This window comes from Vreelandella sp. V005 (assembly GCF_052645115.1).
The window spans coordinates 1-25,071 of sequence record NZ_JBQXYA010000004.1 but is presented as its reverse complement, the minus strand read 5'-3'; the positions used below and the strand labels follow the sequence as shown (position 1 = coordinate 25,071).

Here is a 25,071-nt window from a genome sequence, read left to right as displayed (position 1 = left end):
TAGCCTATGCCTTCTTTGGTGATGCGCCTGGGCCGACACCAGTTTTGCCTGCCCCTTTGGAGGGAAGCATGAGCGAAACCGGTGCAACGGCAGGCCGTCAAAACAGTACGAATCAAGCCGCTCCCCGTAGCGGCACCACCGCCAATGGAAATACCGCACGCGATGCTGGCAGCGACTCGGCCTTCGGGCGAGCGCTTAAGCAATTGCGCGGTAACCCGCTGGTCGCACTGCTCATCGCCGGTGCTGCGTCTATTGCTATTGTGGCGGCACTCTTCATGTGGGCAAGCAGCCCAGAGTACCGCGTGCTTTACAGCAATCTTAGCGAAACCGATGGTGGTAGTATCATCAATGAGCTGGATACGCGCGGCATTGCCTATCAGTTCAGTGAAAGCGGCCAAGCACTGATGGTGCCAAGCGACCAGGTTCACACCTTGCGGCTACAACTCGCCGAGCAGGGTTTGCCGCGTGGCGGCAATTTGGGCCTGGAATTAATGGATAGCCAGGCGTTTGGCATCAGCCAATTTGCCGAGCAAATTAATTACCAACGCGGCCTAGAGGGCGAACTCGCACGTTCGATTGAGTCACTGGGTCCGGTAGAAGGCGTTCGTGTCCACCTCTCGATGGCTAAACCGTCGGTCTTTATTCGCGATCGTGAGCCCGCTAAGGCGTCTGTCGTGCTCACCCTTTTACCCGGCCGAGTACTTGGCGAAGGGCAAGTTAGCGCTATCGTGCACATGGTTTCAGGTAGCGTCCCAGACCTTGCCGCTGAAGACGTCACCGTGGTCAACCAGGATGGGCGATTGCTGTCTGCTGAAACGAGTAGCGGCAACGACCTGGATGGATCGCAGCTAGAGTACATTGTCGAGGTAGAGCGCTCTTATCAGCAGCGTATTGAAAATATTTTAACGCCCATCTTAGGTCGCGATAACGTACGCGCCCAAGTGGCTGCACAAATCGATTTTTCACGGCGCGAGCAAACGTCAGAACGATACGGCCCGAACCAGCCGCCCAACGAGGCAGCCGTGCGTAGCCGTCAGCTCAGCCTTGCCTTTGATGGTGAAGACCCATTGGCCACAGGCATTCCTGGTGCGCTAAGCAATACCCCGCCAGGCACCCTGCCCTCCCCGATCAACCAGCCAGAAGGTGACCAAGAGGGAGACGAAGGTGGCGAAGAGCAACAAGATAATGTCGCGCCTGAAGCATTACGCAATTTGCGCCAAGACGATGTTATTAACTATGAAGTCGATCGCAGCATCGAGCATGTACAACATCGGCTGGGCCAAATAGAGCGGTTATCAGCGGCGGTGGTAGTCAACTACCGCACAGAGATGAATGACGAAGGTGAATGGGTTGATGTCGCCCTAACCGAGATTGAAGTTGCCCAGATTGAGCGCTTGGTGCGCCAAGCGATGGGGTTTTCACAGCTGCGTGGCGATGAAGTCGAAGTCGTTAATTCGCCATTCGCGCGCAGTGAAGATGAAACCCCAGATGTGGAATGGTGGCAACAACCAAGCACCCTTTCGATGGCCGCCAGCCTGGGCCGCTATCTGCTGGTTGCGCTGGCCATCTTGCTACTTTACCTGCTGATATTACGTCCCTTAATAAAGCGCTATACCCAACCACCGGTCATGGCCACTGCGTTTCCTGGCGGCACATTAGCCACGAGCGTAGGTAGCGACGATGATTACGAAGAGGGCGAAACGTCTTCTGACGATAACGATGAGACCTACGCCAAGCCGAAGCGGCGGCGTAAAACCTCACTTTATGAGCATAACCTCAACGACCTGCGTGAAATGGCTCAAGAAGACCCCCGCATGGTCGCGATGATCATTCGTAGCTGGATGAATGCTAATGAGTAGTTCAATTGCTGAAATGAGTGGCGCCCGCAAGAGCGCCATCTTATTGCTTGCGCTCGATGAAGACAGCGCCGCCGAGATATTTAAATACCTTAGCGCCGCGGAAGTGCAAGAAATTAGTATGGAAATGGCCAAACTGAACCAAGTCTCCCATGACGACATGAAGGCCGTGCTCGAAGCATTCCATAAAGAGACGGAAGAGTTCGTAGCACTGAACCTTAACTCCAGCGACCATATCCGCTCGGTGTTGACGAAAGCGTTGGGCAGCGAACGTGCAACCAGCCTGATTGAAGACATTCTCGAGACGACGGGCAATAATTCGGGAATCGATGCTCTCAATCTTATGGAAGCGTCGATGGTGTCTGAGCTTATCCGGGACGAACATCCGCAAATTATAGCTACCATTTTGGTTCATCTGGATCGCCATCAAGCATCCGATATTCTTGAGCTATTCGAAGAAAAGCTGCGTAACGATGTCGTGCTTCGTATTGCTACCTTCAGCGGTGTTCAGCCCGCCGCCTTACAAGAGCTGACCGAAGTACTGACCAGCATGCTCGACGGCCAAAATCTCAAGCGCAGCAAAATGGGCGGCGTAAGAACGGCTGCTGAGATCCTCAACCTAATGAACTCTTCCCAGGAAGAGACCGCTATCGAGACCGTGCGTGCGCACAGCGAAGATTTGGCGCAAAAAATTATCGACGAAATGTTCTTGTTCGAGAATCTGCTTGATCTCGATAACCGCGCCATTCAAATGGTACTACAAGAAGTGGATACCAACTCGCTGGTGGTAGCACTTAAAGGCGCGCAGGACGCCTTGGTTGACAAATTCCTGCGTAACATGTCACAGCGCGCCGCCGATCTGGTTCGTGAAGATATGGAAGCTCGGGGTCCTATCCGCGTTTCTCAAGTCGAAACCGAACAGAAAGCTATTTTGCAGGTTGTCCGACGTTTAGCTGATTCAGGTGAAATCGTTCTGGCCGGAGGAGATGATGAGTATGTCTAGTACTCAATCGCCCAAATTTGACCGCCATGGCGATTGGCGCCGCTGGCAAATGGAAGAGCTAGCGACCAAGTCCAGCGAGCAAACCCACGAGCACAATGTGCCAACGGCTCATCAGCGCAAAGTGCAAGCGGCAGAAAAAGCAGCCGAACTGGCGCACCAACGTGAGGAGCAAGAGCGTCAGGAACTCCATGACCGCATTCGTCAGCAAGCTGAAGAAGAAGGCTATAAAGCGGGCTTTCAGCGGGGGTATGAAGAGGGAATGGAAAAAGGCTTAGCAGAGGCCGCCGAGCAAACCCAAGCAGCCCTGCAAGAAGAAATACGATCAACCGTTACTCCATTGAAAAGTTTGGCAAAACAGTTCTCTGATGCACTAGAGCGTATTGATGAAACCATTGCCCACGACCTCGTTGAGCTAGCCCTGGCAACAGGTAAACAGCTGGCCAGCAATGCGCTACAGGAAACCCCTGAGCAAATACTCGAGATCGTGCGCGAGCTTCTACACACGGAGCCACCCTTGGTAGGTCAACAGCGCCTATGGCTCAATCCTAATGACCATACTTTGGTAGAAGAGCATTTAGGCAATGAGCTCAGGGCCGCTAACTGGAAACTCCAACCCGATGATCAACTGGCCCGGGGCGGCTGCCGTGTTACCAGTGCTCAAGGAGAAATAGACGCGACATTCGAAAGCCGCTGGCAGGCTATTCAGGCCCAATCACGTAAGCGCGGCCTCAATTCACCACCACCTACTAACGTCACTTCATCCTAGGCGGATACGTTATGGCAGATACCACCTGTCCCCATCGACATCGCTGGAATAAGGCTCTGCGACGCACGCAACAGCGCGTTAGCCATTTGCCGCGTTACCGCAATAGCGGTCGCGTTATTCGTGCCACGGGGATGGTGATCGAGGTGGTTGGGTTACGGGTGGCGGTCGGTAGCGCATGCCGTATTGAGCTGCCGGGCAGTGACGGCAGACTAGCCGATAGCGATAAGCACGCCGAAGCCGAAGTCGTCGGCTTTGCCGGTGATAAGCTGTTTTTAATGCCATTGGAAGAAGTCGCCGGGCTAATGCCGGGTGCACGTGTTTCACCGCTGGATGAAGGTGGTAGCAACAGCGCGCGTCGATTCCCCATTGGTGAGGATTTGCTAGGTCGCGTACTGGATGGCAATGGCAATGCGCTTGATAATCGCGAGAACATTGAAGAAACACCGCGCGCAACCCTCAGCACCCCCTCTCTTAACCCCCTTTCGCGCGCCCCGATTGAGGCGCAAATCGATGTTGGCATCCGCGCTATTAACGCACTTTTAAGCGTCGGGCGGGGGCAACGAATGGGGCTATTTGCAGGTTCTGGCGTGGGTAAATCGGTACTGCTGGGTATGATGGCACGCTACACCAAGGCCGATGTCATTGTGGTTGGCTTAATCGGTGAGCGGGGGCGTGAAGTACAGGACTTTATCGACAATATTTTAGGCCCAGAGGGCCGGCGGCGTGCCGTCGTGGTGGCGGCTCCCGCCGATACGTCCCCTCTTCAACGCTTACAGGGCGCTGCTTATGCAACCCGTCTCGCCGAAGGCTTTCGCGATGAGGGCCGCAATGTCCTATTGATAATGGATTCGCTCACCCGCTACGCCATGGCGCAACGGGAAATTGCCCTGGCGATAGGTGAACCGCCTGCCACCAAAGGGTACCCGCCGTCAGTGTTTGCCAAATTACCCGGCCTAGTAGAACGCGCAGGTAACGCTGAGCGGGGCGGTGGCTCGATAACGGCCTTTTATACCGTTCTAACTGAAGGCGATGATCAGCAGGATCCGATTGCGGATGCTGCTCGTGCCATTCTGGATGGTCACATTGTTTTGTCGAGAACGTTAGCGGAAGCGGGACATTACCCTGCCATCGATATTGAGGCCTCTATCAGCCGGGCGATGACCGCGATCACTTCTCCTGAGCAACTTCAAGAAGCGCGTATTTTCAAACAGTTATTCTCGCGCTACCAGCGCAATCGCGACCTTATCAGCGTCGGGGCCTACAGTCCTGGTCATGATCCGCAGCTCGACGAGGCGGTGAACCGTTTCCCATCGCTGGAACGTTTCCTACAACAAAATATTAATGAAAGCGCAACGCTTGCAGATTCTCGCCAAGCGCTGCACACACTGGTTGGAGGGCGTACATGAGTACATCACAACTCGAAATGCTAACCGACTTAGCCAGAGGCGCACGCGATCAAGCGGGCAAAGTGCTGGCGCAAGAGCGACAATCAGAACAACAAACCACTGCGCAGCTACAATCGCTGCTAAACTACCGAGCCGAGTATGCCGAGCGTTTACAAAAAGCGATGCGCGATGGCATTGACCCTGCCACCATGTATAACTACCAACAATTTCTAGCCTCGCTGGACGCCGCATTAAGCCGTGCCCGCCAAGCATTAGCGGCGCAGCAGGCAAGCGTTCAACAGAGCCAAAAGAACTGGCAACAAGAGCAGCGCAAGCTCTCTTCCTACGATACACTGGCGTCGCGTCGACTGTTAGAAGAGCACCGCCGCAGCGAGCGTCATGAACAAAAAACTAACGATGACTTGGTGACGAGCCGCTTGGCCCGTCAGCATAACGACACTCCGCATTAGCGGTGCCAGGGAACTGACTATGAATATCCACCAGTTGCTTTCGGCCAGCCAAAGTTCGCCTCAGACTCAGCCTCATGGCGCTTTCGGCCGGCAAGACTCACCTAACGGTTTTTTCCAGAAGGCGCTTTCACAAGCTTCTGCGGCACAACGTTTGCCGACATCTGAGATTAGTGGGCCTGGCTCGTTAAAGACACCATCACAACACACACAGCTCGATGAACTTAGTGGCCTTTTGTCAGCAGCATTGGGAATTGATGCCGAGAAGTTGCACACCGCCCTTGAGTCACTGAGTCTAGATGTCAGTGAAGGTGATCTATCGCAGCTATTGGCTCAGCTTCAATTAACCAATTCGGAGACCCCGCTGGATTCGCTAACGCTTGATAACGCACAGGCCTCAACGCGCTTAGATGAAATTGCTGCTCGGCTAAATTTAATGGCATCTTTCTCCGAAGACATACCACTGGCTCAGCCTGACTCATCACTCGATCCAGCAGTAATCGACCCAGCAGTGCTAGAAGCCATTACCCAGCACCTAAACATTAATCAGACGGAAGCGGCGCAGCTTGTCTCTACGCTAAATGTCGTCGTCAGCCAGCAACTACCTGCTCACTCGTTACCTGCTGACAATGCACGCTTGTTCAGCACGCGCTCGCCCTCTATTGGAATCCAGGCCGCTTCAGGAGCGCAGCCAGATAATTTCTTTGCGCAGATCAATACCAGTGCTGCCCTCTCACAGATCAGCAGTGACGCCTTGATGGGTGCTTTAATGACGGTGGAAGGCGCGCCCAAAGGAGGCCAGCTTGGTGAGCACTTACTTACTGGCTTCTCCTTAACTAACGGCAGCAATCCACTTGCTTCGGCGCAAACGGTCCAGGGTTTTGCTCCCAGCGTCACGCCGACTCCCACCGCTTTACCAACGCCCTTAACAAGCCCGGCTTGGCCACAACAACTAGGCCAACAGCTGGTGCAGATTTCTCAACGTGGGGGTGAGCAGCATGTCCAAATGCAGTTGAACCCAGCAGAGTTAGGTCCGCTGTCTATCTCATTGAAATTTGGCGAACAGGGAGCTCAGGCACATTTTTTATCTGCCCATGCCCAGGTACGCCAAGTTCTTGAGCAGGCGATTCCTCAGTTGAGGGAAGCATTGGCCGAGCAGGGTATCTCGCTAGGCGAGACATCGGTAGGCGAGCAGCGAGATCCTAATGCTCAGGCATTTGCCCAGTCCGGTGGAAACCGGGGCAGTGGAATGGGTGATGACAGTGGCGGTGATGGCTCTGAGGAAAAATCTGCCTTAGGGGCTGAAAGTAGTCCACTGGTCATAGATGGGCGTGTCGACCTTTACGCTTAGCCGTTGCCGGCTGACACTGCATGAATATTCTGGTTCCCCACAGACCAGATAACTAAACCAAAAGATAGGCTTGCCAATCGAGCCTGTTCATTTCATCACCAGCATGCGCTTTTGGCATAATACACGGCTAGTGATACGCATGGAGTTCACAGGAATCACAAATGGCAGAGAAAAGCGGCGGGTCAAAGAAACTGCTTTGGATAATGGTTATCCTGGTACTGCTGTCCTCAGCAGGCGCAGCGGCAGCTATTTATATGGTAATGGATCAGCGCGATGGCGATGCGCAAGTCGCAGAAGAGCAGCAATCAATGGAGCGCGAGCCGCCCATTTTTATGCGCATTGAACCCTTCACCGTCAACCTTGCCGATGACAGTTATGGCTCACGCTTACTTTATACTGGCGTGACGCTTCGGGTTGGAAATGACGAAAGCAGGATTATCCTTGAAGAGCATATGCCCCAAGTGCGCAGCCGTTTGCTAATGTTGCTTTCCGGCAAACAGGCTGATGAGCTCACCTCAACGGAGGGTAAGCAGCAGCTTGCCCAGGCGATTGTAGATCGTTTGAATGTTCCGTTAACAGAGAATCAGCCGCCGCTTGATTTGCGCGAAGTTTTATTCACTGACTTTATTGTGCAATAACCTCGGGAACTGGAGCCGTTCATGTCACAGGACGATCTACTGTCCCAGGAAGAAATTGATGCCCTTCTAAAGGGCGTTAGCGGAGACGATGAACCATCGCCGTCCTCTTCCCAAGTGCCTGATGAAGCGCGTATTCGCGCTTATGATCCGGCCACTCAGCATCGCGTAATCCGTGAGCGTTTACATGCGCTGGATTTCATCAATGAACGTTTCGCGCGTTATTTCCGTAACGGGCTATTCAATTTATTGCGCCGTAGTGCAGACATCACGGTTGAGTCGGTACGCTATCAAAGCTTTAGCGAATTTTCACGTAATGTGCCAGTACCGACCAACCTGAATATAGTGGCCATGAAGCCGTTACGCGGTTCCGCCCTGGTGGTGTTCCCACCTAATCTCGTTTTTATGGTGGTTGACAACCTTTTCGGTGGTGATGGGCGTTTTGTCACGAAATCGGACGGTCGCGAGTTTACCAACACCGAACAGCGCATAATTCAGCGCCTGCTCAATCTTGCGATTGATGCTTATCAAGAAGCCTGGAAAGTTGTGTATCCGCTTGATGTCAGTTTTTTGCGTTCAGAAGTGCAGTCAAAGTTTGCCAACATCACAAACTCACCTAATGAAATCGTGGTGAATACTAAATTTAATATTGAAGTGGGTAACCTATCGAGCAATTTTCAGATATGTATGCCTTACGCCATGATCGAGCCGTTGCGTGATTTATTAGCCAACCCGATCAATGATAGCAACCATGATCAAGATGGCAGTTGGTCGCGCCGTATGGCTAGCGAGCTACGTCAATCCGAAGTTGAGCTTGTCGCTGAGTTTGCGCAGATACCGAGCCGTATCGCTCATGTAATGGGGCTCAAGAAGGGCGATGTGCTTCCGATAGATATACCACGTTCTATCACAGCCAGTGTAGATGGCGTGCCGGTTATGCAGTGCGAGTACGGCAGCCAGCGACAACAGCATGCGCTGCGTGTATTACATTTGATCGACCACGCGGCGATGAATAACGCCTCGTCCAAAGACTTTATTAAAATGCCTACGCGACAGAAAGCCAAGGAATCCAAAGCATGACTGATCCCAATAAGCCTAATCAGAATGTCTCTGAAGACGATTGGGCGGATGCCATGTCCGAGCAAGAAGAGACCTCTTCAGACGCCGCCAGTGAAGAAGAAGATCCATGGGCCGCTGCCATGGCAGAGCAAGGAGCGGCAGAAGAGAGTGAGGAAGATAGAGGAGAAGCGACTGCAGCTTCCGAGCAGACGTCTAAAGCATCCGCTGCAAAGCCCGCCAGTGATGATGTGTTCCGCCCATTAAGCCCGGATAGCGGCTCATCACAAGCGCGAGAGCTTGAGATGATCATGGATATCCCGGTGAAACTCACCGTGGAGTTAGGGCGTACCAAGCTCACTATCAAGCAATTGCTTGAGTTAGCGCAGGGCTCGGTTATCGAGCTTGAGGGGCTGGCTGGGGAGCCAATGGATATCTTGATTAATGGATATTTAATCGCTCAAGGGGAAGTGGTTGTTATTGAAGACAAATACGGAATTCGTATCACTGAAATCGTCACCCCCTCTGAACGTATTCACAAATTGAATCGATGAGCGTTGCAACCTCCACGGCGCAGAACGGCTCGCTTGATGCACTGGGTAACAGTGGTGAAGCGCTGGTAGGCATGGCTGTTCTGGGCAAGACAGCCGCTGCGCTGGCCCTCGTTATTGCCATCATTTTAATTTGTACGTGGCTTTTAAAGCGCTGGAGCAACCACACTACTCGTCATGGCGCTCACTTACATGTCGTAGGCAGCACTGCCGTGGGTAATCGTGAACGTGTTGTCATCGTTGAAGTGGAAGATACGTGGTTAGTCATTGGCGTTGGAGGAGGCCGTATTACTAAGTTACACGAACGCCCTGCCCCGGAAGAGCGCACGCCAACGGTTACGCCACCCTCCTCCTCGCGCTTTGCACGGCGCTTGTCTAAAGCACTCGCCACTAGTCAGCGAAAAGGGACATCCCCTTCTTCCGATCCACATAAGACGCCATGAGGCACTGGATGCACCTTTCTTGGCCCTGTTTTATAAAGCAGTCGGTTTTTAAGCCTCTTATAGCTAACCGCAATAGTCAGTGCTGGCGATGGTTGATTAGCGCACTGGCTATTTGCTTACTCGCCGCGCCGGCGCATGCTCAGCAAATACCCGGGGTTATTTCCCAACCGTTAGAGAATGGTGGGCAACAGTGGTCGCTATCGCTGCAAACCCTGCTCTTTCTAAGCTCGCTAGCGTTTTTACCATCGATGCTGCTGATGATGACCAGCTTCACACGCATCATCATTGTGCTGAGCCTGCTACGCACAGCAATGGGCACACAGGCAACGCCACCTAACCAAGTGCTGTTAGGGATTGCTCTCTTTTTGACTTTTTTCATTATGTCGCCGGTATTGGCGCAGGTATATGATAACGCCTGGGTACCGCTGACCAACGAATCGATTAATTTTGAAGAATTTTTGCTGCTTGCCCAAGACCCATTTCGCGAGTTTATGCTTGCACAAACCCGCGAGCCGGATTTAGCACTGTTCGTTCGCCTAGCGGACGTAGGGCCAATGCAAGGTCCCGAAGAGCTTCCTATGCGCGTTTTGCTGCCCGCCTTTGTCACTAGTGAGTTAAAAACAGCGTTTCAAATTGGGTTTACGATATTCATACCTTTCTTAATTATCGACCTGGTCGTAGCCAGTACCCTAATGGCGCTAGGGATGATGATGGTACCGCCCATCACCATTTCGCTCCCTTTTAAACTGATGTTATTCATTTTAGTGGATGGCTGGCAGCTGATCATTGGCTCGATGGCCGAAAGCTTTTACATGATATAGCGCGTTATTGAAGTAGCTTTTACCTAAAATGGGCAGTGCCGTTTTATACGGCCCAAAGGATTTACGCGATGACCCCTGAAATGGTGATGAGCATTGCTTATCAAGGGATGCGAGTAACACTTCTGCTTGCCGGCCCTATACTGTTGGCAGCACTATTCACCGGCCTTATCATTAGTCTGTTTCAAGCGGCAACACAGATTAACGAAATGACGCTGACTTTTATTCCTAAAATTCTGGCCGTCTTTGCGGTACTGGTCTTTGCTGGCCCATGGCTGATTGGCTTGATTACCGACTTCACCCATCGCCTATTTACTAATATTCCCAATATGGTGATGTAACCAAATGGTCGAGGTCACTTTCGCACAGCTACAAGGGTGGTTAGTGGCTTTTTTATGGCCGTTTGCACGTATTACTGCCTTTATGGCCGCCTCGCCTCTTTGGGGGCACTCCAGTGTGCCCAATCAAGCCAAAGTTGGCCTGGCTGCCCTTATTGCCATTGTAATTGCCCCAATACTGCCGGCCATGCCAGATATCGCGGTGATGTCCTGGGCTGGCATCGGCATTATTATCGAACAAATACTGGTAGGCTTGGCGATGGGCCTCGTTATGCATATCATTTTTGCGGTCGTGCAAGCGGCGGGGGATTTTATCGGTCTGCAAATGGGCCTAGCATTTGCGAGCTTTTTTGATACATCAAGCGGTACCAATATCATGGTGCTTTCCCGCATCCTCTACATGATTACGCTACTTATGTTTCTGGCGATGAATGGGCACCTAATGGTGCTTGAAACGCTGATTATGAGTTTCCAAACATTGCCCATTGGCATTGGGACATTCAATCCAGATGCGTTTATTTTGCTGGCTCGCTATGCGGGGACGATTTTTGCTGCGGGTATGCTACTGGCGCTGCCGCTGGTGGGCTCTCTGCTGACTATCAACTTGGCCCTGGGTATATTGAATCGCTCCGCGCCTCAGCTCACGGTCTTCAATATCGGCTTCCCTACTTCCCTCATCGTCGGCCTCATATTAATGATGGTACTGATGACCGATATCAACCGTTTTTTAGAACGTTTGTTTACTCAAGGGCTGGGCTTTCTGCAAAATTTAATCGAAACAATGGCGCCATTAACCTAAAAACCCCAGGCTTTAAAAAAGCCTGGGGTTTTTAGTGCATCGTGTAAAAGTTAATTATTTCTACATATAGTTAAACAGGGATAAGCCTTTGATATCCACGAATGCCTTTTGGGCCGCCTGCATACCTACTTGGCGCAAGCTGTATTCTGAGATTGCTTCAGCGTAGTCAAGATCCACCAAATCAGACAGAGTTTGCTCGTAGTTTAGCGTTCGGTTACTACTAACAGCATCAATCACGTCAAGTTCATTGAGCCGAGCCCCAGCCGAAGCGCGCACCGTTAGAACGTTATCTAGGCTATTATCCAGGTCTCGCATAGCCGTATTCAGGGTATTGCGCTGATCGGCTTTCTTTGTAGCGTCATCAGCGGGATTCTCCAAAACACGGATAGCTTCTTCCATGGTACGGAAGAGATCAGCACCGCGAACATCGCCACCTGATTTGGCAACTAGTATTTCATCTCCTGCCGCTGGCGTACCTTCTAAAGTAATTGACATACCCCCAACGGTGATCTGTTGAGAGGAATCGCCACCGCTATAAGCTTGATCAGTAGGGCCAGGAGTCCAGCTATTGCTATCATTGTCGTATGTTTCGATTCGGAACAAACTTTCACTGGTAAAAGTGATGCGGAAGTCTTTGGCATCTTTTACATCGTTAACCTGAGGCCCGCGAAATGTCACGTTTCCCTGGTTAAGCTCGCCATTATCTTTCTTTGCTTCAGCTACATAACCTGCACCGCTAGGTACGCTTTTGAAGATAGTCTCACCATTGTCGGCTATCGGCATTAAACGCGTTGCGTCGACACGCTGCTCGCGAGCATTGCTGTCGCCTTTATACTGTACGCTGCCAGCGGCGTCTTTAGCGAACGGCGGTTCGCTGTCGTTATAACCGCCAAACAAATAACGGCCGCTGCCATCGGTGGCGTTGGCTTGGCCCAGCATCGTTTCATAAACGCCTTTAAGCTCGCTGGCGATTGATTCGCGATTTTCATTAGTCAGGGTGTCGCTAGATGCTTGGATTAACAATCCTTTTGCACTTGTAATTGCATCACTGACGCTATTAATAATACTTTCCGTTTGTGCTAACGAATTACGCGCCGATACGCGAGAATCTGAATATTGCTCGGTCACCGCCTTGGCTTGGTCAACGCCAACCGCACGCGAGGCTGCCTGGGGGTCGTCGGAGGGGTTAACCACGCGGCGACCACTTGCGATCTGCTGACTAACTCGCATCAAGTCGCTCTGCTGGCGGTTCATCGATGCCGTGCTTTGCTCAAACATGGTTACGGTACTAATACGCATCACTTAAGCTCCCGAATTAACCGCGCAGGTTCAAGATGGTGTCCATCAGCGTTCCCGCGGTGTCGATCACACGCGCATTGGCCTGATAGTACTGCTGATAACGGATTAAGTTAGCGGCTTCCTCATCTAAATTGACCCCAGACTCGGACTGTTGCACAGCGGTCAGCTGATCCGTAAGCCCCTGCCTAGCATCCAAGTTTACCTGTGTAATATTAGTGCGATTACCGACATCGCTGACCATGGATGCATAGGCACCGGTAACCGTCGCACTAGCGCCAACAATGGATTGGGATTGCAAGTCTTGCATCGCCAAAGCGTTACGGTTATCACCGGTGCTTGCATTGCTCAAGGTAATAGATAAATTCGTTTCACCTGCTTCAGGTAGTTCGTTTAGAGTAAAGGCAATATCACCGATCTGAATACGGTCTTCTGCATTCAGTGTTTGACCAGCAGTGTATGCATTACCATTTACTGTCATCGTCGTCGTAGCAGGCCCTGGCTCTACCTCGGTGACGTTACCTTCATTGTCGACTGTAATTGTGTACTCTGCGTTTACATCAGCAAAAGCCCCATCGGCGATGGTGACTTTGCCTATATCCAAATTACCTTCAACGTCAGCGAAGCTAGCCGCCGCAATCTTATCAACATCAGCAATATTGACTTCCATGCCTGCGCCCGCGCGGCGCACCGGCTGGATTTCAAAGCTGTCACCATTGCTAGGTGTACCGCTGATAGTAAGTGCCACCCCACCAAAAGTGAGCTCTCCTGAACCAGCATCCCATTCAACAGCTTCATCTTCTAAGGCTACGCCGTTGTCGTTACGTGTGACCGTAGGCGCGCCACCTTCAAAACGCACGGTGTAATCTGTCGCGCGTAACTGGTCAATAGTTTCAGTATCAAACTCCGCAGACTCAATGATGGCAGTGCCTACATTGTTTTCATTGCCAAAAGTCTGAGGCGAGCGCACTGCAAAGAAATCTTCACCCTGGTCACCGTTAAGATCCACACCGAGTTTGTGCTGCTCGTTGAAAGCAGTAGACAGAGATACGGCTAGCTGGCCAATCTGGTTCTGTGTTTTATCCAAGGTTTCTGAACGGAAGGTCATCAATCCACCTAATGCCCCACCCGTAATCGTCGATTCGTCTAACTGAACTAAATTGCCACCGCCATCGCGATAACCGACCACTGTGCGCTGGGGATCATAATCGGCTTGCATCGCTTCCAACTGAAACGAATTAGTACCGGTTACTAGCGGCTGCCCATTAGGCAAGCTGATGTTATAGGTTTTACCATCCTGCACATTCAAGCGTAGATTCATACGCTCATTGAGCTCAGATACCATATGGTCACGCTGATTGAGCAGGCTGTTAGGTGCTTCGCCAGTCCGGGCACGGGCTAATGCTATCTCTTTGTTTAAGCCTGCGATTTGCTCAGTCGTATTATTGATCTGGGTTATTTCATCTTTAATCTGGCTATTAATATTTCCCTGCATATCCTGCAGATAGCCATCGAAAGAGCGGAACTGTGAACTCAGCGTGTTGGCGGTGCCAAGCACGCCCTGGCGAGCGGCCGGATCAGATGGCGAGCTGGCTAGATCTTCTAATGATGAGAAGAATCCCTGCATCAGCGGTGCTAACCCTGCCTCGCGATCTGCTAACAGGTTATCGATTTGCGATACCTGGTTATAATACGTTTCTAATGCACTCGACTGGGTCTTTGCGCTGTTTAGCTGGTCAGCCACGTAAGTATTGAACTGACGTTCAATATCGTTGACTCGAACGCCCCCGCCTACACGGCCCTCACCCAACTGGGCTAACTCCCGGTTATAGCCAGGCGTGTAGACATTACTAATGTTGTTGCTGCTTGTATTAAGGGCGTTTTGTGCCGCGTTAAGGCCGCTTAACCCAATCGAAAACATGCTCATGGTTCAATTCCTTAGGCCGATACCTCTATCTTTTATAAATATCGGCACTGCGCAGAAAAACTTGAATAAGGGGCTAGCGGGAATCTGCCAGAAAATTACCACCAGCTTCAATCGGGCCCAGAGATTTCATGACGGCGACTAGTTTGTCCGCATAGAGAGGGTCTGTCGCGTACCCTCCTCGCTGCAACTCGCGCGCAGCCTGCTCGGCACTAGGCGCCTGGATGACACCGGCGTAGCGGGGGTTATTGCTAATCAAGCTGGCATAGTCGGTAAATGCGTGCTCAAACGAATCGTAAACGCGGAAAGTGTCGACAACTTGGGTACGTCGCCCATTGATATACTCATGGGTCACAATATCCGTTGTTTCGCCCTGCCAATGGCTACCGGCTTTAATCCCAAACAGGTTATGACTATTACTGCCATTGCGTGTGGTGATTTCGTGCCGCCCCCAGCCTGTTTCTAGCGCCGCTTGCGCCAAAATTAACTCGGCTGGAACACCCGTAGTGGCGCTGGCCGCCTGCGCGGGTTCAGCAAGCGTTTGGATAAACTGATCGACATGGGCTAATGCATTTTGTTCTCGCCGGGCTAACGTAGAATCATCAGGCGCACTGCTGCTCCTTTGCATCCCTTGGCGGATCGCCTCAAGCTCATCTAAGAACCTGCCACTACCCTGAGGGGGCGCTTCAGCAATGGAAACTTGATCGGCCGAGAAGGATCCATCCAGCATCCGAGGCGTACCCCGAGGAATACCCGCGATTAACGCCTGAAGTTCGCGATCTGCGCTTGCTGACGATTCTGCTTTTGGAATGGCCCCTTGCCGCTCTAACTGCTCAACGAGCATTTCTGCAAGACCCATTCCACGCGAAGCCATCACTTGCGACCACTGCTGATCTAGCATTGATTGATAGGTATCTGTCGCGCTGCTGTTCATCAGGCCTGAACTAGGAGTCGCATCACGCATACTTTTCATCATCATCTGAATAAAAAGCGCTTCAAACTGCTGGGCTGCTCCATTCACACCGGCCTCAGGATCGATTCGTGCCGTGTGTTGAAGCCGCTGAAAGCCCGTCATATCGAGGGCAAACTGGCTGGTCATATCACTCGCGCTCATCAAATAACCTCCAGCTCAGCGCGCAGCGAACCCGACGCTTTTAATGCTTCTAAGATTGACATTAAGTCTTGAGGCGTCGCGCCTAATGCATTCAACGCATTGACTACCTCGTTAAGCTGCGCACCCTCTACGATTTGCAGGTAGGCCTCTTGCTGATTAATTTCAATATCCGCATCGGGCACCACGACCGTTTCGCCCTGTCCAAAGGGATTAGGCTGGCTCACCCCAAACTGGGTATCGATCATGATCGATAGGCTACCGTGGGCTACCGCTGCTTGTCGTAACGTGACAGCACTGTTCATCACGACTGAGCCTGTGCGTGAATTCAACACGACCCGCGCCGGTGCTTCCGTAGGCGTCACCTGCACATTTTCAATACGCGCCATAAAATTGACGCGTGCATTGTCGTCGACAGGCCCATCAAGGGCGATCACTCGACCATTACGCGCATAGGCAACCGACTGGCCAAATTCATTATTAATAGCCGTTACCATACGCTGTACGGTGCCAAAATCGGAGTCGTTAAGCTGTAATTCAAGCATACCGCCGTTGCCACCCAAATTGAGCGGCACTTCTCTTTCAACCAAGGCGCCGTTGGGAATACGTCCCGATGCTTGCTGATTAATTTGTACGCTACTGCCCCCTGCCTGCGCGCCTGCTCCTCCCACTAGCATATTGCCTTGAGCAATGGCGTAGGTGTCACCATCGGCTCCTTTTAACGGGGTCATTAGCAGCGTACCGCCTCGCAAACTGCGAGCGTTAGCTATCGAAGACACGACAATGTCTAAGCGCTGGCCCGGCCTTGAAAAAGGGGGTAAGTCCGTGGTTACCATTACCGCCGCCACGTTACGTAGCTGTAAGTTTGTGCCAGCCGGTACGGTCACTCCTAGCTGAGAGAGCATGTTTGTTAGGCTTTGACTGGTAAAAGGTGCTTGCGTCGTTTGGTCGCCAGTACTGTCAAGTCCAACGACTAAACCATAGCCGACCAATTGGTTGTCGCGCACGCCAGCAAAGCTCGCTAACTCCCGGACGCTCTCTGCCTGAGCGGGTAGAGCCAGTCCACCCATCAGGATCAAGGCCACTAGCCGGAAAAGCCAAACGTCGGACGCCCGACGAAAATATAGCCATAAATTACTTAACCGCATCGCTATTGCCTGCTGTCGCTCATTCATTGGTCGACCCGCCCGTTAATGGGCCTATCAAGAGTTGCTCTGTCATTTGAGGCTCCCATAGCGCTAGAACGGCGAGACGTTTAGGAAGAAGCGTTGTAGCCACCCCATGTGCTGCGCTTCGTTGATATAACCGTCACCTACATACTCAATCCGCGCATCCGCCACCTGAGTGGAAGGGACGGTATTTTGGGCAGTAATCGTACGCGGGTTAACCACACCCGAGAAACGAATAAACTCAGTACCTTGGTTGATGGCAATTTGCTTTTCACCACGCACGCGTAAGTTGCCGTTATTCATGACCTCTAAGACCGATACGGTGATCGTACCAGTAAAGGAGTTATTGGCCTGAGACCCACCACTGCCCGAAAAATCATTTTCACCAGACACATCGAAGCCATACTCGGCCAGCACATCAAGAACGTCAGGTAGTTGTGCAAGCTCAAGGCTGGCGCTACCACTACGCCCCGCATTGGATTGCGAATTCTTACTCGCACTGACCTCTTCATCCAAGACTATCGTCAAAATGTCGCCCATCGCCCTTGGGCGACGATCTTCAAATAGCGGCTGATAGCCTTGCCTCGCTTGATAAATAGAGCCATTGGGAATAGGGGGAGGGCGATCCACAATGCTTATTTGCTCTTGCTCGCCTACCACCGAAGCGCGGGGAACTTGGGCGCATCCGGCAATAACCAGTATTAAAAGCGCCAGGCAGGCTAGCGCAATACGACGTGACATGTGGTGCAACTCCAGCATAACGCAACCTATTATTAAGCCCAGTGATTAACCATGGTTACATTTGGCTCAAGCGTGCCAACATTTCATCACTGGTTGACACCGCTTTGCTATTAATCTCATAGGCGCGCTGTGTCTGAATCATATTGACCATCTCTTCAACGACATTAACGTTGGAGGTTTCCACATAGCCCTGGAACAGTCGGCCAGCACCGTTCATACCAGGCATGTTTTCATTGGGTGCACCTGAAGCGCCTGTTTCTAAGTAGAGGTTGCCACCAATACTCTGAAGGCCAGCTGGGTTAATAAAGGTGCTGACGGTGATTTGCCCTACCTCATTATCAAGCGCAACACCTGGCTGCCGGACGCTTACAGTGCCATCTTCACCCACGTTCACTGACAGTGAATTAGCGGGTAAAAAAATAGCCGGCTCGACGGGGTAACCATTGGCGGTGACCATTTGGCCATTTTCATTTAACTGAAAACTGCCGTCACGCGTGTACGCCGTCGTTCCATCCGGCATTAACACCTGAAAAAACCCTTGGCCGTTAATCGCTAGGTCGCGTGAATTCTCAGTCTGCTCTAGACCACCCTGGGTATGCAGACGCTCAGTAGCGACGGCGCGCACACCGGTGCCCACCTGCATACCAGACGGCAGCCGATCCTGGATATTATTCTGGGCACCGGGCTGACGCATGTTCTGGTACAGCAGATCTTCAAATACTGGGCGTGAGCGCTTGAAGCCATTGGTACTCACGTTAGCTAGGTTATTTGAAATGACATCTAGCTTGGTTTGCTGAGATTCCAGACCGGTTTTAGCTGTCCATAATGACTTAATCATAACTCTGCTCCCTTGGCCGGCTGACATACATCAGCACTGGATGGCCAACATCAACCTTGAATAGATAGAATGCCATTGGCGCGCTGGGCATTTTCGTCGGCGCTACTAAGCACCTTCATCTGCATATCGTAACGGCGCGCAACATCAATCATTGAAACCATGGCATCGACGGCGCTAACGTTGCTGCCTTCAAGCGCACCGCTCACTAACTTGGCATTCTCATCAGCGGGTAAGGCGCCCGGTTCCCCTTCATCATTGGGAGGAGCACGAAACAACCCGTCTTCACCTCGCGTTAATGCACCTGCTTCCGGCGTCACCAGCTTAATACGCCCAACTTCAACCAACGCTTCTGGCCCTACGCCCTCGGGAATAGCACTAATTGTGCCGTCAGCACCGATAGACACTTGTGCACCCTGCGGTATCGCAATAGGGCCACCTTCTCCCATCACGGGACGGCCTACATTAAGTAGGACGCCATCGCTGTCGATCTGAAGATCGCCACGTCGTGTATAGGTTTCGGTACCATCATCCGCCTGCACCGCCATCCATGCGTCGTCTTGCATAGCGACATCAAGCGTGCGCCCCGTATATTCCACCGGGCCCTGTGAGAAATCACTTCCAGGCGTTGTTGTTACCGCGGAGGTGCGCGTCGCTAGCAATGCCTCTCCCTGCACAGGCACGGAACGGGCGGCGTGTAGCTGCGCGCGAAAGCCTGTAGTGCTCACATTCGATAGGTTATTACTCACTATCGACTGTTGATCCATACTGTTTTTGGCACCACTCATGGCGGTATAGAGCATTCGATCCACGCTACTTACTCCTTAACCAAGTGACCGATTATTAAAGGTTAATAATGGTCTGCAGGAGCTCGTCCTGAGTACTGATCGTTTGCGAGTTGGCCTGATAGGCACGCTGGGCAATTATCATATCCACAAGCTCTCGAGCCATATCAACATTGGATGTTTCGACCGCACTCGGCTCAATTAAACCACGCTGCCCGGTACCCGGCGCACCCACCAACTCTTGGCCAGACGCACCGGTAGCAGTCCACAGGTTATCTCCATCAGGCTTTAAACCTTCGGGGTTACGGAAACTAACCAGCGCTATTTGTCCGGCGGCACGTGACTCCTCGTTCGAGTAGTTACGCATAACGGTGCCATCGTCTTCGATAGTTACGCCTACCAGTGAGCCTGAAGTGTAACCGTCTTGAGAAATGTCACTAACAGAGGAGCTTTCTGCGAACTGAGTAGAGCCCAGAAAATTCAACTCAATATTTAGCTCTTCAAAAACACTCCCAGCACCAAACTCACCATTAGCTATTGCAATTGGGTTTGAGGCGTCGGTTTGAAGCGTACCATTTTGATTAAAGGTCAAAGAACCTAGAGCAGGAATATCGTAGGTCTGAGCGTCATTGGGCCCTCCACTCAGTCGACCACGTAATTGCCATTCATTAGTCGCGCCTTGGTCTTTAATAAAATACATGGTCAAATTACGACCATTACCCTGCGAGTCATAAACCGTGGCGTTAGTGGAATAGTTATAGGTAGTTGAATCGGCAGCATCGAAAGCAGTTGGATCTAGCCCCGCCTCACCTGAATCCAGGTTTAATTCAGCGGCAAGCTGTGTCGTAGCACTGGCAGCTAAGCCACCTGAATCTACTTGCAACGCAGCCACATCACCCCCCGCTTGCACATTACCATCGGCATCGGCTGCATAACCCATAATTTGTGCGCCCTGGGCGTTCACCAAGCGCCCATCAGCCGTCATGGTCAGTTGGCCGTTACGCGAATAACCTACTTCGCCATTAGGCTGCTGAAAGCGGAAGAAACCTTCACCTGCAATGGCTAAGTCCATATTGCGATTCGTGGACTCAACATTACCTTGGCTAAAGTTCTGTAATACAGTCGAAGTGCGGACTCCAAGTCCTATGCGAGACTCTGCATACACATCAGCGAACTGTACGTTAGAACTTTTAAAACCAACTGTTTGCGAGTTGGCAATATTATTACCAACGGCGCCTAATTTTTGCTGCTGAGCGTTTAGACCACTAAGTGCTTGTGAAAAACTCATGATGTTCCCCTAAGAAAGCTGTGTTTAGTTAAAGACTGTTTTTTAATTAACAATTAAAGAATTTGTTTAACGTCATTCAGGCCGATTTGGCCGTAAATAGCGCCTAAATCCAACCGAACGCTGCCACTGCTATCATTAGGCGTTACGCTATTGACTACTGCGTATTGCAAGGCCGTGTGTTCGATTTTTTCACCTTCAGCGTCGGTCACCTCTAACTGAACCGAATAGCGACCGCTGGCAACCGATTCTTTCTGCTCATTGAGGCCGTCCCACTGGAAGGATTGAACCCCGGCATCTAGCGCTCCAAGGTCAAGCGTTCTAATAACTTGGCCACCCTCACCCACGATCGTCGCTTTAACATTTGCTGCCGGCTCGGCCATTTCTATGCCGAAGGGCGTGGTATAAGCGCTTCCTTCGTCATCTTGCCCTACTAAAACGTCTTTACCGGAGACCATAACGCCTTTGCCAATAAGGCCACTCGCCTGCAGAGCCTGATTGGCATCCATTTGGCTGGTAATGCCTTCGAGCGTGCTATTTAGCTCTTCAATACCGCTGACCGTGTTAATTTGCGCTAACTGCGAGGTCATTTCCGAATTTTCCATCGGATTTAGCGGATCTTGATTTTGTAATTGGGTAATCAGCAACGTCATGAAGCTTTCACGCAGCTCATCGGATTGGCGTCCAGAAAGACCATTGGCGCCACCGCTATTGACGTTACTTAATACGCTAGTGTCGATATTCATGGTTTAGCCCTCACCCAGCGACAGCGTCTGCATCAGCATTTGCTTGCTGGTGTTAAATACTTCGATATTGGCTTGGTAGGAACGGGAAGCTGAAATCATATTGACCATTTCATGTACGGGCTCGACATTGGGCTTTGCCACGTACCCCTCTTCATCCGCTGCGGGGTGGCTGGGCATGTACTCCATGCGCAGCGGTGAATCGTCTTCCACCACTTCGGTAACTCGCACGCCGCCAACCCCATAACGCGAAGCGTGTGCTTGGGTCTCAAACATGACCTGCTTCGCTCGATAGGTTTCACCGTCAGGTCCGGCAACACTGTCAGCGTTTGCCATATTGCTAGCGGTAACGTTCATGCGTTGAGCCTGTGCACTCATGGCTGAGCCTGCAATATCAAACGCGGAAAACATCGACATAACGTATTAACTCCTCACGAATCAGGCCTAGATTATTCAGGCTGCATGGCATTTTTCAGCCCCTGAATACGACTGTTGAGCATAGTGAGACCGACCTGATAACGGACAGCGTTATCAGCAAATTGCGTCCGCTCACGATCCATATCAACCGTATTGCCATCTAAGCTAGGCTGATCGGGAATGCGGTAAAGTAAATCGGTGTTGCCAGTGCCTCGCCATGCGGGGCCTTCGCCAGCAATATGGTTTCCAGCGGTACGTGCCAATGCCAGTCCACCGCCGGTATCGCTTGATGCATTCTGAGTACCGTCTACTGCTTTTTTTAACTCACTAGCAAAATCGATATCACGCGCTTTATAGTTGGGCGTATCGGCATTAGCGATATTTGCGGCCAACACTTCGTGACGAGCTTGCCGTAAACTGACCGCTTGCTGGTGAAAATTAAAGGCAGATTCCAGTTGATCAATCATGCCGACCCTCGCGTTGAGGCAAAAAATAAAATGGATTTTGTTGATGATGAAGAATACGTCTGTCTCTGTCAGCCTAAAGCATGGAACAGCTTGCGTTTCTGCCAGTATTTCGCGTGATGCTGCTACCACCTTTTCACTACACTGATTCTGCAGTTACTCTACCCTTGTTTATTTCAGTCCTTCATCAAGTGGCCCCTCCATGCTACGAAAGCACGTGATTTCGCTAAGTAGGCCTTGCTACTGGCAAATGTTTATTTTATTGGCAATTCTGGTCATGGTCGCCATTAACAAGGTGCAGGCTGATGACGACAAATTACTCCAGCAAGTGCATCAGTTCTTGTATGAGGAAACACAGGCATTAGGTGAGGAAGTCGTGATTGAGCTGCGGCCGCCGTCACCACACCTCCCTGAATGTATCCAACCAGAACCCTTTTTACCCAATGCGAATCAAGCGCCATTAGGCCGCGTTTCAGTCGGTGTGCGTTGCGGCGAGAACAGCCGTCAAGTTCGCTACTTACAGGCCCAAGTCGATGTCATCGGTACCTATTTAGTGGCCGCTGGCGATATCGAACGAGGCACACTGATCACATCCGATATGCTCAGCGAACGCGGTGGTAACTTGGGCGATCTCTCAGCACAAGCTTTGACAGCAGAAGCTGACATCGTGGGCAAAGTCGCACAGCGCCCGATCCGCAACGGCAGCACTTTTTTAGCACATTACTTACAAGCACCTGACTTAGTTGAACGCGGTCAGCGCGTTACTGTCATAGTACAAGGTTCGGCTTTTCGGGTTTCACGCGAAGGCGAGGCCCTTGAAAACGGCGCTCTTGGTGAGCAAGTACGCGTCCGTTTTGAGTCACGGGAAATTCTGACTGCACGGGTTGCTGATCACGGTACTTTGATAGTGGATTTTTAATTCTCTACCTAAAGTTATACTCAGCACTGCCGATAGTTACTACACTAAGCGCCAAGCGCATCGACGTTGACGATGAGGCAGACAACGTGAAAATTGATAACATTAATTCGCTATTACGCTCGAACCAAACTCAGCAGCGGGATGAAACCCAAAAAGCTGAGAGCGTATCGCCAGTCGCACCGAGCACGGCGACTCGCGAATCAACCCAACTGAGCCAGTCAAACATTGATGAATCTCAGGATATCGACACTGCAAAAGTGGAAGAGATTCGCGATGCTATTCGTGAAGGGCGACTGGAAATGCGCGCTGATCGGATCGCTGAAGGCCTGATTGCTAATCTCAAAGAACTATAGGAAGCCTTTCATATGAGCCTTGCAACCTTGCTTACCGATCAACAGCAGCGCCTTGATACGCTTATTACGTTGTTGTCCAGCGAGCAAAACTTATTGACGCAAGGTGATATTGACGGTGATGCGCTAACGAAAGTGGCATTAGAAAAGCAGTCATTGCTGACCGAGCTTGAGGGCATCGAATCTGTGCGTCGCAATGTACAGCAACGTCTCGGTTATGCGGATGGCGCCAAAGGCGCTAGAGAGGCAGCTGCCAATGCTGGCTGCCAAACAGCCTGGGACAGCTTGTTAGAAAAGAGTGAACGTGCCTCGCGCATGAATGAATTAACGGGGCAAATGCTGTCAGTTCGCATGAAGCATAATCAAGCAATGCTGGATTACATCAGGCAGATCGCTGAAAAAACACTGTATAAACCAGATGGCCGAAACAGCGCTCAACCCGGTCGAATTAACGCTTCTGCCTAGTATATTCCTCGTTAGATTCCCTTGCTTGCACGTCGTTGTGTCAATCCGCCTGCTAATCGGCGGATATTAAGAGGCCTCTCATGTTTCACTTATTGCCTCATCGGTATACCGCTCTTGTCGTTGGTGCATCGGGAGGAATAGGGTCGGCTGTTATTGAGCAGTTACTCTCGTCGTCTCAAGTCGGTCATGTCATGACGGTTAGCCGTCAACCACTTGTCTTTGATGACCCTCGCATTACCCATTTTGTACTCGATATTTCCCAAGAGCAGGATAGACAAGCGCTTAAAGCCGAATTGGCTGCCCGCCCGGTTCACCTCTTCTTCAATGCCATCGGCATCCTTCATGATAAGGCTCAACAGCTGAAGCCTGAAAAACGCCTGGACCAGCTCAGTGTAGAAAATCTAGCGCAGACAATGAGTATCAATGCCTTTACACCTATTTTACTAATAGCGGCTCTACAAGACTCTTTTAAAGGATCGCACCCTGCAGTTATCGCCAGCCTTTCTGCTAGGGTTGGCTCCATCGGGGATAATCGGTTAGGCGGGTGGTATAGCTATCGTGCCAGTAAAGCAGCTCATAACATGTTGCTTAAGACAGCATCGATAGAGCTAAAGCGACTCAACAAGCAGTCAGTCGTGCTCTGCTTACATCCAGGAACAACCGACACATCGCTTTCTAAGCCTTTTCAAGCAAGAGTGCCTGACGAGAAGCTATTTACGCCTTCATTCGTAGCCGAGCAATTGCTTGCTGTCATCGCTAAGCGCACGCCTGAGGACAGTGGTAGCTTTTGGGATTGGAACGGCCAACCAATCGATTGGTAGTTTTGCTTTTCAATATCATACCGCTATTAGGAGTAGACAGGTTCCTTTCGCGGCGGCGTCATGTCATCAAGCGCCCTCCCGATGCCCACCCAAACCCGAGATGGCCACGTCGCTGCGCTCCTCGCCATGACATAGTTTTTTCTTTCTTTCAGGCAACAAAAAACCCAGCCGGTTGGCTGGGTTTTCTGCGGTATAAGTGCCTGACGATGACCTACTCTCGCATGGGGAGACCCCACACTACCATCGGCGCTAAGCGGTTTCACTTCTGAGTTCGGCAA

28 protein-coding genes and 1 rRNA gene are annotated in these 25,071 nt (G+C 51.4%); 17 read left to right on the top strand and 12 right to left on the bottom strand.

The features are described from left to right. Positions 1-68 precede the first annotated feature (68 nt). The 13 genes from fliF (at position 69) to fliR (ending at position 11,468) form a co-directional block, all read left to right on the top strand. Positions 69-1,859 carry a flagellar basal-body MS-ring/collar protein FliF gene (fliF, locus tag ACUN8H_RS11180; RefSeq protein ID WP_445532212.1) on the top strand — a complete coding sequence of 597 codons (1,791 nt, stop codon included), beginning with the start codon at positions 69-71 and terminating at the stop codon, positions 1,857-1,859. Continuing rightward, positions 1,852-2,859 carry a flagellar motor switch protein FliG gene (gene fliG, locus ACUN8H_RS11175; protein WP_445532211.1) on the top strand — a complete coding sequence of 336 codons (1,008 nt, stop codon included), beginning with the start codon at positions 1,852-1,854 and terminating at the stop codon, positions 2,857-2,859. The genes fliF and fliG overlap by 8 nt, the downstream gene beginning before the upstream one ends. Then, positions 2,852-3,625 carry a flagellar assembly protein FliH gene (gene fliH, locus ACUN8H_RS11170; protein ID WP_445532210.1) on the top strand — a complete coding sequence of 258 codons (774 nt, stop codon included), beginning with the start codon at positions 2,852-2,854 and terminating at the stop codon, positions 3,623-3,625. Before fliG ends, fliH begins: the two co-directional genes overlap by 8 nt. 11 nt (positions 3,626-3,636) lie before the next feature. After that, complete coding sequence (gene fliI / locus ACUN8H_RS11165) at positions 3,637-5,031, top strand: flagellar protein export ATPase FliI (protein WP_445532209.1); 1,395 nt, start codon at positions 3,637-3,639, stop codon at positions 5,029-5,031. Next, the gene (fliJ, locus tag ACUN8H_RS11160; RefSeq protein ID WP_445532208.1) at positions 5,028-5,480 is read left to right on the top strand and encodes a flagellar export protein FliJ; all 453 of its coding nucleotides are present in this window, start codon (positions 5,028-5,030) and stop codon (positions 5,478-5,480) included. The genes fliI and fliJ overlap by 4 nt, the downstream gene beginning before the upstream one ends. 19 nt (positions 5,481-5,499) lie before the next feature. Then, positions 5,500-6,828, top strand: coding sequence for a flagellar hook-length control protein FliK (locus tag ACUN8H_RS11155; RefSeq protein ID WP_445532207.1), 1,329 nt, complete (start codon positions 5,500-5,502; stop codon positions 6,826-6,828). Positions 6,829-6,989: 161 nt separating this feature from the next. Beyond that, positions 6,990-7,466: a flagellar basal body-associated protein FliL gene (fliL, locus tag ACUN8H_RS11150; RefSeq protein ID WP_445532206.1), complete on the top strand. Its 477-nt coding sequence runs from the start codon at positions 6,990-6,992 to the stop codon at positions 7,464-7,466. A gap of 21 nt (positions 7,467-7,487) precedes the next feature. Next, positions 7,488-8,543, top strand: a complete 1,056-nt coding sequence (gene fliM / locus ACUN8H_RS11145; RefSeq protein WP_445532205.1) for a flagellar motor switch protein FliM — start codon at positions 7,488-7,490, stop codon at positions 8,541-8,543. Further along, a complete protein-coding gene (gene fliN / locus ACUN8H_RS11140) occupies positions 8,540-9,073 on the top strand; it encodes a flagellar motor switch protein FliN (RefSeq protein WP_445532204.1) in 534 nt (177 codons plus the stop codon). Before fliM ends, fliN begins: the two co-directional genes overlap by 4 nt. Then, a complete protein-coding gene (gene fliO / locus ACUN8H_RS11135; protein ID WP_445532203.1) occupies positions 9,070-9,513 on the top strand; it encodes a flagellar biosynthetic protein FliO in 444 nt (147 codons plus the stop codon). The genes fliN and fliO overlap by 4 nt, the downstream gene beginning before the upstream one ends. A gap of 8 nt (positions 9,514-9,521) precedes the next feature. Then, on the top strand, positions 9,522-10,334 hold the full coding sequence (fliP, locus tag ACUN8H_RS11130) for a flagellar type III secretion system pore protein FliP (protein ID WP_445532202.1): 813 nt from the start codon (positions 9,522-9,524) through the stop codon (positions 10,332-10,334). A 68-nt stretch (positions 10,335-10,402) separates the two neighbouring features. Continuing rightward, entirely contained in the window at positions 10,403-10,672 is a 270-nt protein-coding gene (gene fliQ, locus ACUN8H_RS11125) for a flagellar biosynthesis protein FliQ (RefSeq protein ID WP_445532201.1), read from the top strand. Between the two features lie 4 nt (positions 10,673-10,676). Continuing rightward, complete coding sequence (gene fliR / locus ACUN8H_RS11120; RefSeq protein ID WP_445532200.1) at positions 10,677-11,468, top strand: flagellar biosynthetic protein FliR; 792 nt, start codon at positions 10,677-10,679, stop codon at positions 11,466-11,468. Between the two features lie 60 nt (positions 11,469-11,528). On the opposite strand, the gene flgL is transcribed toward fliR, so the two are convergent. The 11 genes from flgL to flgB all read right to left on the bottom strand — a co-directional run bounded on the left by flgL (position 11,529) and on the right by flgB (position 22,241). Continuing rightward, entirely contained in the window at positions 11,529-12,767 is a 1,239-nt protein-coding gene (gene flgL, locus ACUN8H_RS11115; protein WP_445532199.1) for a flagellar hook-associated protein FlgL, read from the bottom strand. Between the two features lie 16 nt (positions 12,768-12,783). Next, positions 12,784-14,691: a flagellar hook-associated protein FlgK gene (flgK, locus tag ACUN8H_RS11110; RefSeq protein ID WP_445532198.1), complete on the bottom strand. Its 1,908-nt coding sequence runs from the start codon at positions 14,689-14,691 to the stop codon at positions 12,784-12,786. 73 nt (positions 14,692-14,764) lie between these two features. Then, on the bottom strand, positions 14,765-15,802 hold the full coding sequence (flgJ, locus tag ACUN8H_RS11105) for a flagellar assembly peptidoglycan hydrolase FlgJ (protein WP_445532197.1): 1,038 nt from the start codon (positions 15,800-15,802) through the stop codon (positions 14,765-14,767). Beyond that, positions 15,802-16,869, bottom strand: a complete 1,068-nt coding sequence (locus ACUN8H_RS11100; RefSeq protein ID WP_445532412.1) for a flagellar basal body P-ring protein FlgI — start codon at positions 16,867-16,869, stop codon at positions 15,802-15,804. The genes flgJ and ACUN8H_RS11100 overlap by 1 nt, the downstream gene beginning before the upstream one ends. Positions 16,870-17,037: 168 nt before the next feature. Next, positions 17,038-17,727, bottom strand: coding sequence for a flagellar basal body L-ring protein FlgH (locus ACUN8H_RS11095; protein WP_445532196.1), 690 nt, complete (start codon positions 17,725-17,727; stop codon positions 17,038-17,040). A 37-nt stretch (positions 17,728-17,764) separates the two neighbouring features. After that, positions 17,765-18,547: a flagellar basal-body rod protein FlgG gene (flgG, locus tag ACUN8H_RS11090; protein WP_445532195.1), complete on the bottom strand. Its 783-nt coding sequence runs from the start codon at positions 18,545-18,547 to the stop codon at positions 17,765-17,767. Positions 18,548-18,597: 50 nt separating this feature from the next. Continuing rightward, positions 18,598-19,356 carry a flagellar basal-body rod protein FlgF gene (flgF, locus tag ACUN8H_RS11085; RefSeq protein WP_445532194.1) on the bottom strand — a complete coding sequence of 253 codons (759 nt, stop codon included), beginning with the start codon at positions 19,354-19,356 and terminating at the stop codon, positions 18,598-18,600. Between the two features lie 31 nt (positions 19,357-19,387). Then, positions 19,388-20,617, bottom strand: a complete 1,230-nt coding sequence (flgE, locus tag ACUN8H_RS11080) for a flagellar hook protein FlgE (protein ID WP_445532193.1) — start codon at positions 20,615-20,617, stop codon at positions 19,388-19,390. 53 nt (positions 20,618-20,670) lie between these two features. Then, on the bottom strand, positions 20,671-21,360 hold the full coding sequence (locus ACUN8H_RS11075; protein ID WP_445532192.1) for a flagellar hook assembly protein FlgD: 690 nt from the start codon (positions 21,358-21,360) through the stop codon (positions 20,671-20,673). Positions 21,361-21,363: 3 nt separating this feature from the next. Next, the gene (flgC, locus tag ACUN8H_RS11070; protein WP_445532191.1) at positions 21,364-21,774 is read right to left on the bottom strand and encodes a flagellar basal body rod protein FlgC; all 411 of its coding nucleotides are present in this window, start codon (positions 21,772-21,774) and stop codon (positions 21,364-21,366) included. A gap of 32 nt (positions 21,775-21,806) precedes the next feature. Beyond that, entirely contained in the window at positions 21,807-22,241 is a 435-nt protein-coding gene (flgB, locus tag ACUN8H_RS11065; protein ID WP_445532189.1) for a flagellar basal body rod protein FlgB, read from the bottom strand. Between the two features lie 199 nt (positions 22,242-22,440). Between flgB and flgA the strand changes: the two genes are divergently transcribed. The 4 genes from flgA to ACUN8H_RS11045 all read left to right on the top strand — a co-directional run bounded on the left by flgA (position 22,441) and on the right by ACUN8H_RS11045 (position 24,793). Then, positions 22,441-23,157, top strand: a complete 717-nt coding sequence (flgA, locus tag ACUN8H_RS11060; protein WP_445532188.1) for a flagellar basal body P-ring formation chaperone FlgA — start codon at positions 22,441-22,443, stop codon at positions 23,155-23,157. A gap of 86 nt (positions 23,158-23,243) precedes the next feature. Further along, positions 23,244-23,510 (top strand): flagellar biosynthesis anti-sigma factor FlgM, encoded by a 267-nt coding sequence (flgM, locus tag ACUN8H_RS11055; protein WP_445532187.1) that lies wholly within the window; start codon positions 23,244-23,246, stop codon positions 23,508-23,510. Positions 23,511-23,522: 12 nt separating this feature from the next. Then, positions 23,523-23,972, top strand: coding sequence for a flagella synthesis protein FlgN (locus tag ACUN8H_RS11050; RefSeq protein WP_445532186.1), 450 nt, complete (start codon positions 23,523-23,525; stop codon positions 23,970-23,972). Between the two features lie 80 nt (positions 23,973-24,052). Then, positions 24,053-24,793 (top strand): SDR family NAD(P)-dependent oxidoreductase, encoded by a 741-nt coding sequence (locus ACUN8H_RS11045; RefSeq protein ID WP_445532185.1) that lies wholly within the window; start codon positions 24,053-24,055, stop codon positions 24,791-24,793. 198 nt (positions 24,794-24,991) lie between these two features. Here ACUN8H_RS11045 and rrf read toward each other — a convergent pair. Next, a 5S ribosomal RNA gene (gene rrf / locus ACUN8H_RS11040) occupies positions 24,992-25,071 on the bottom strand; the annotation flags it as partial.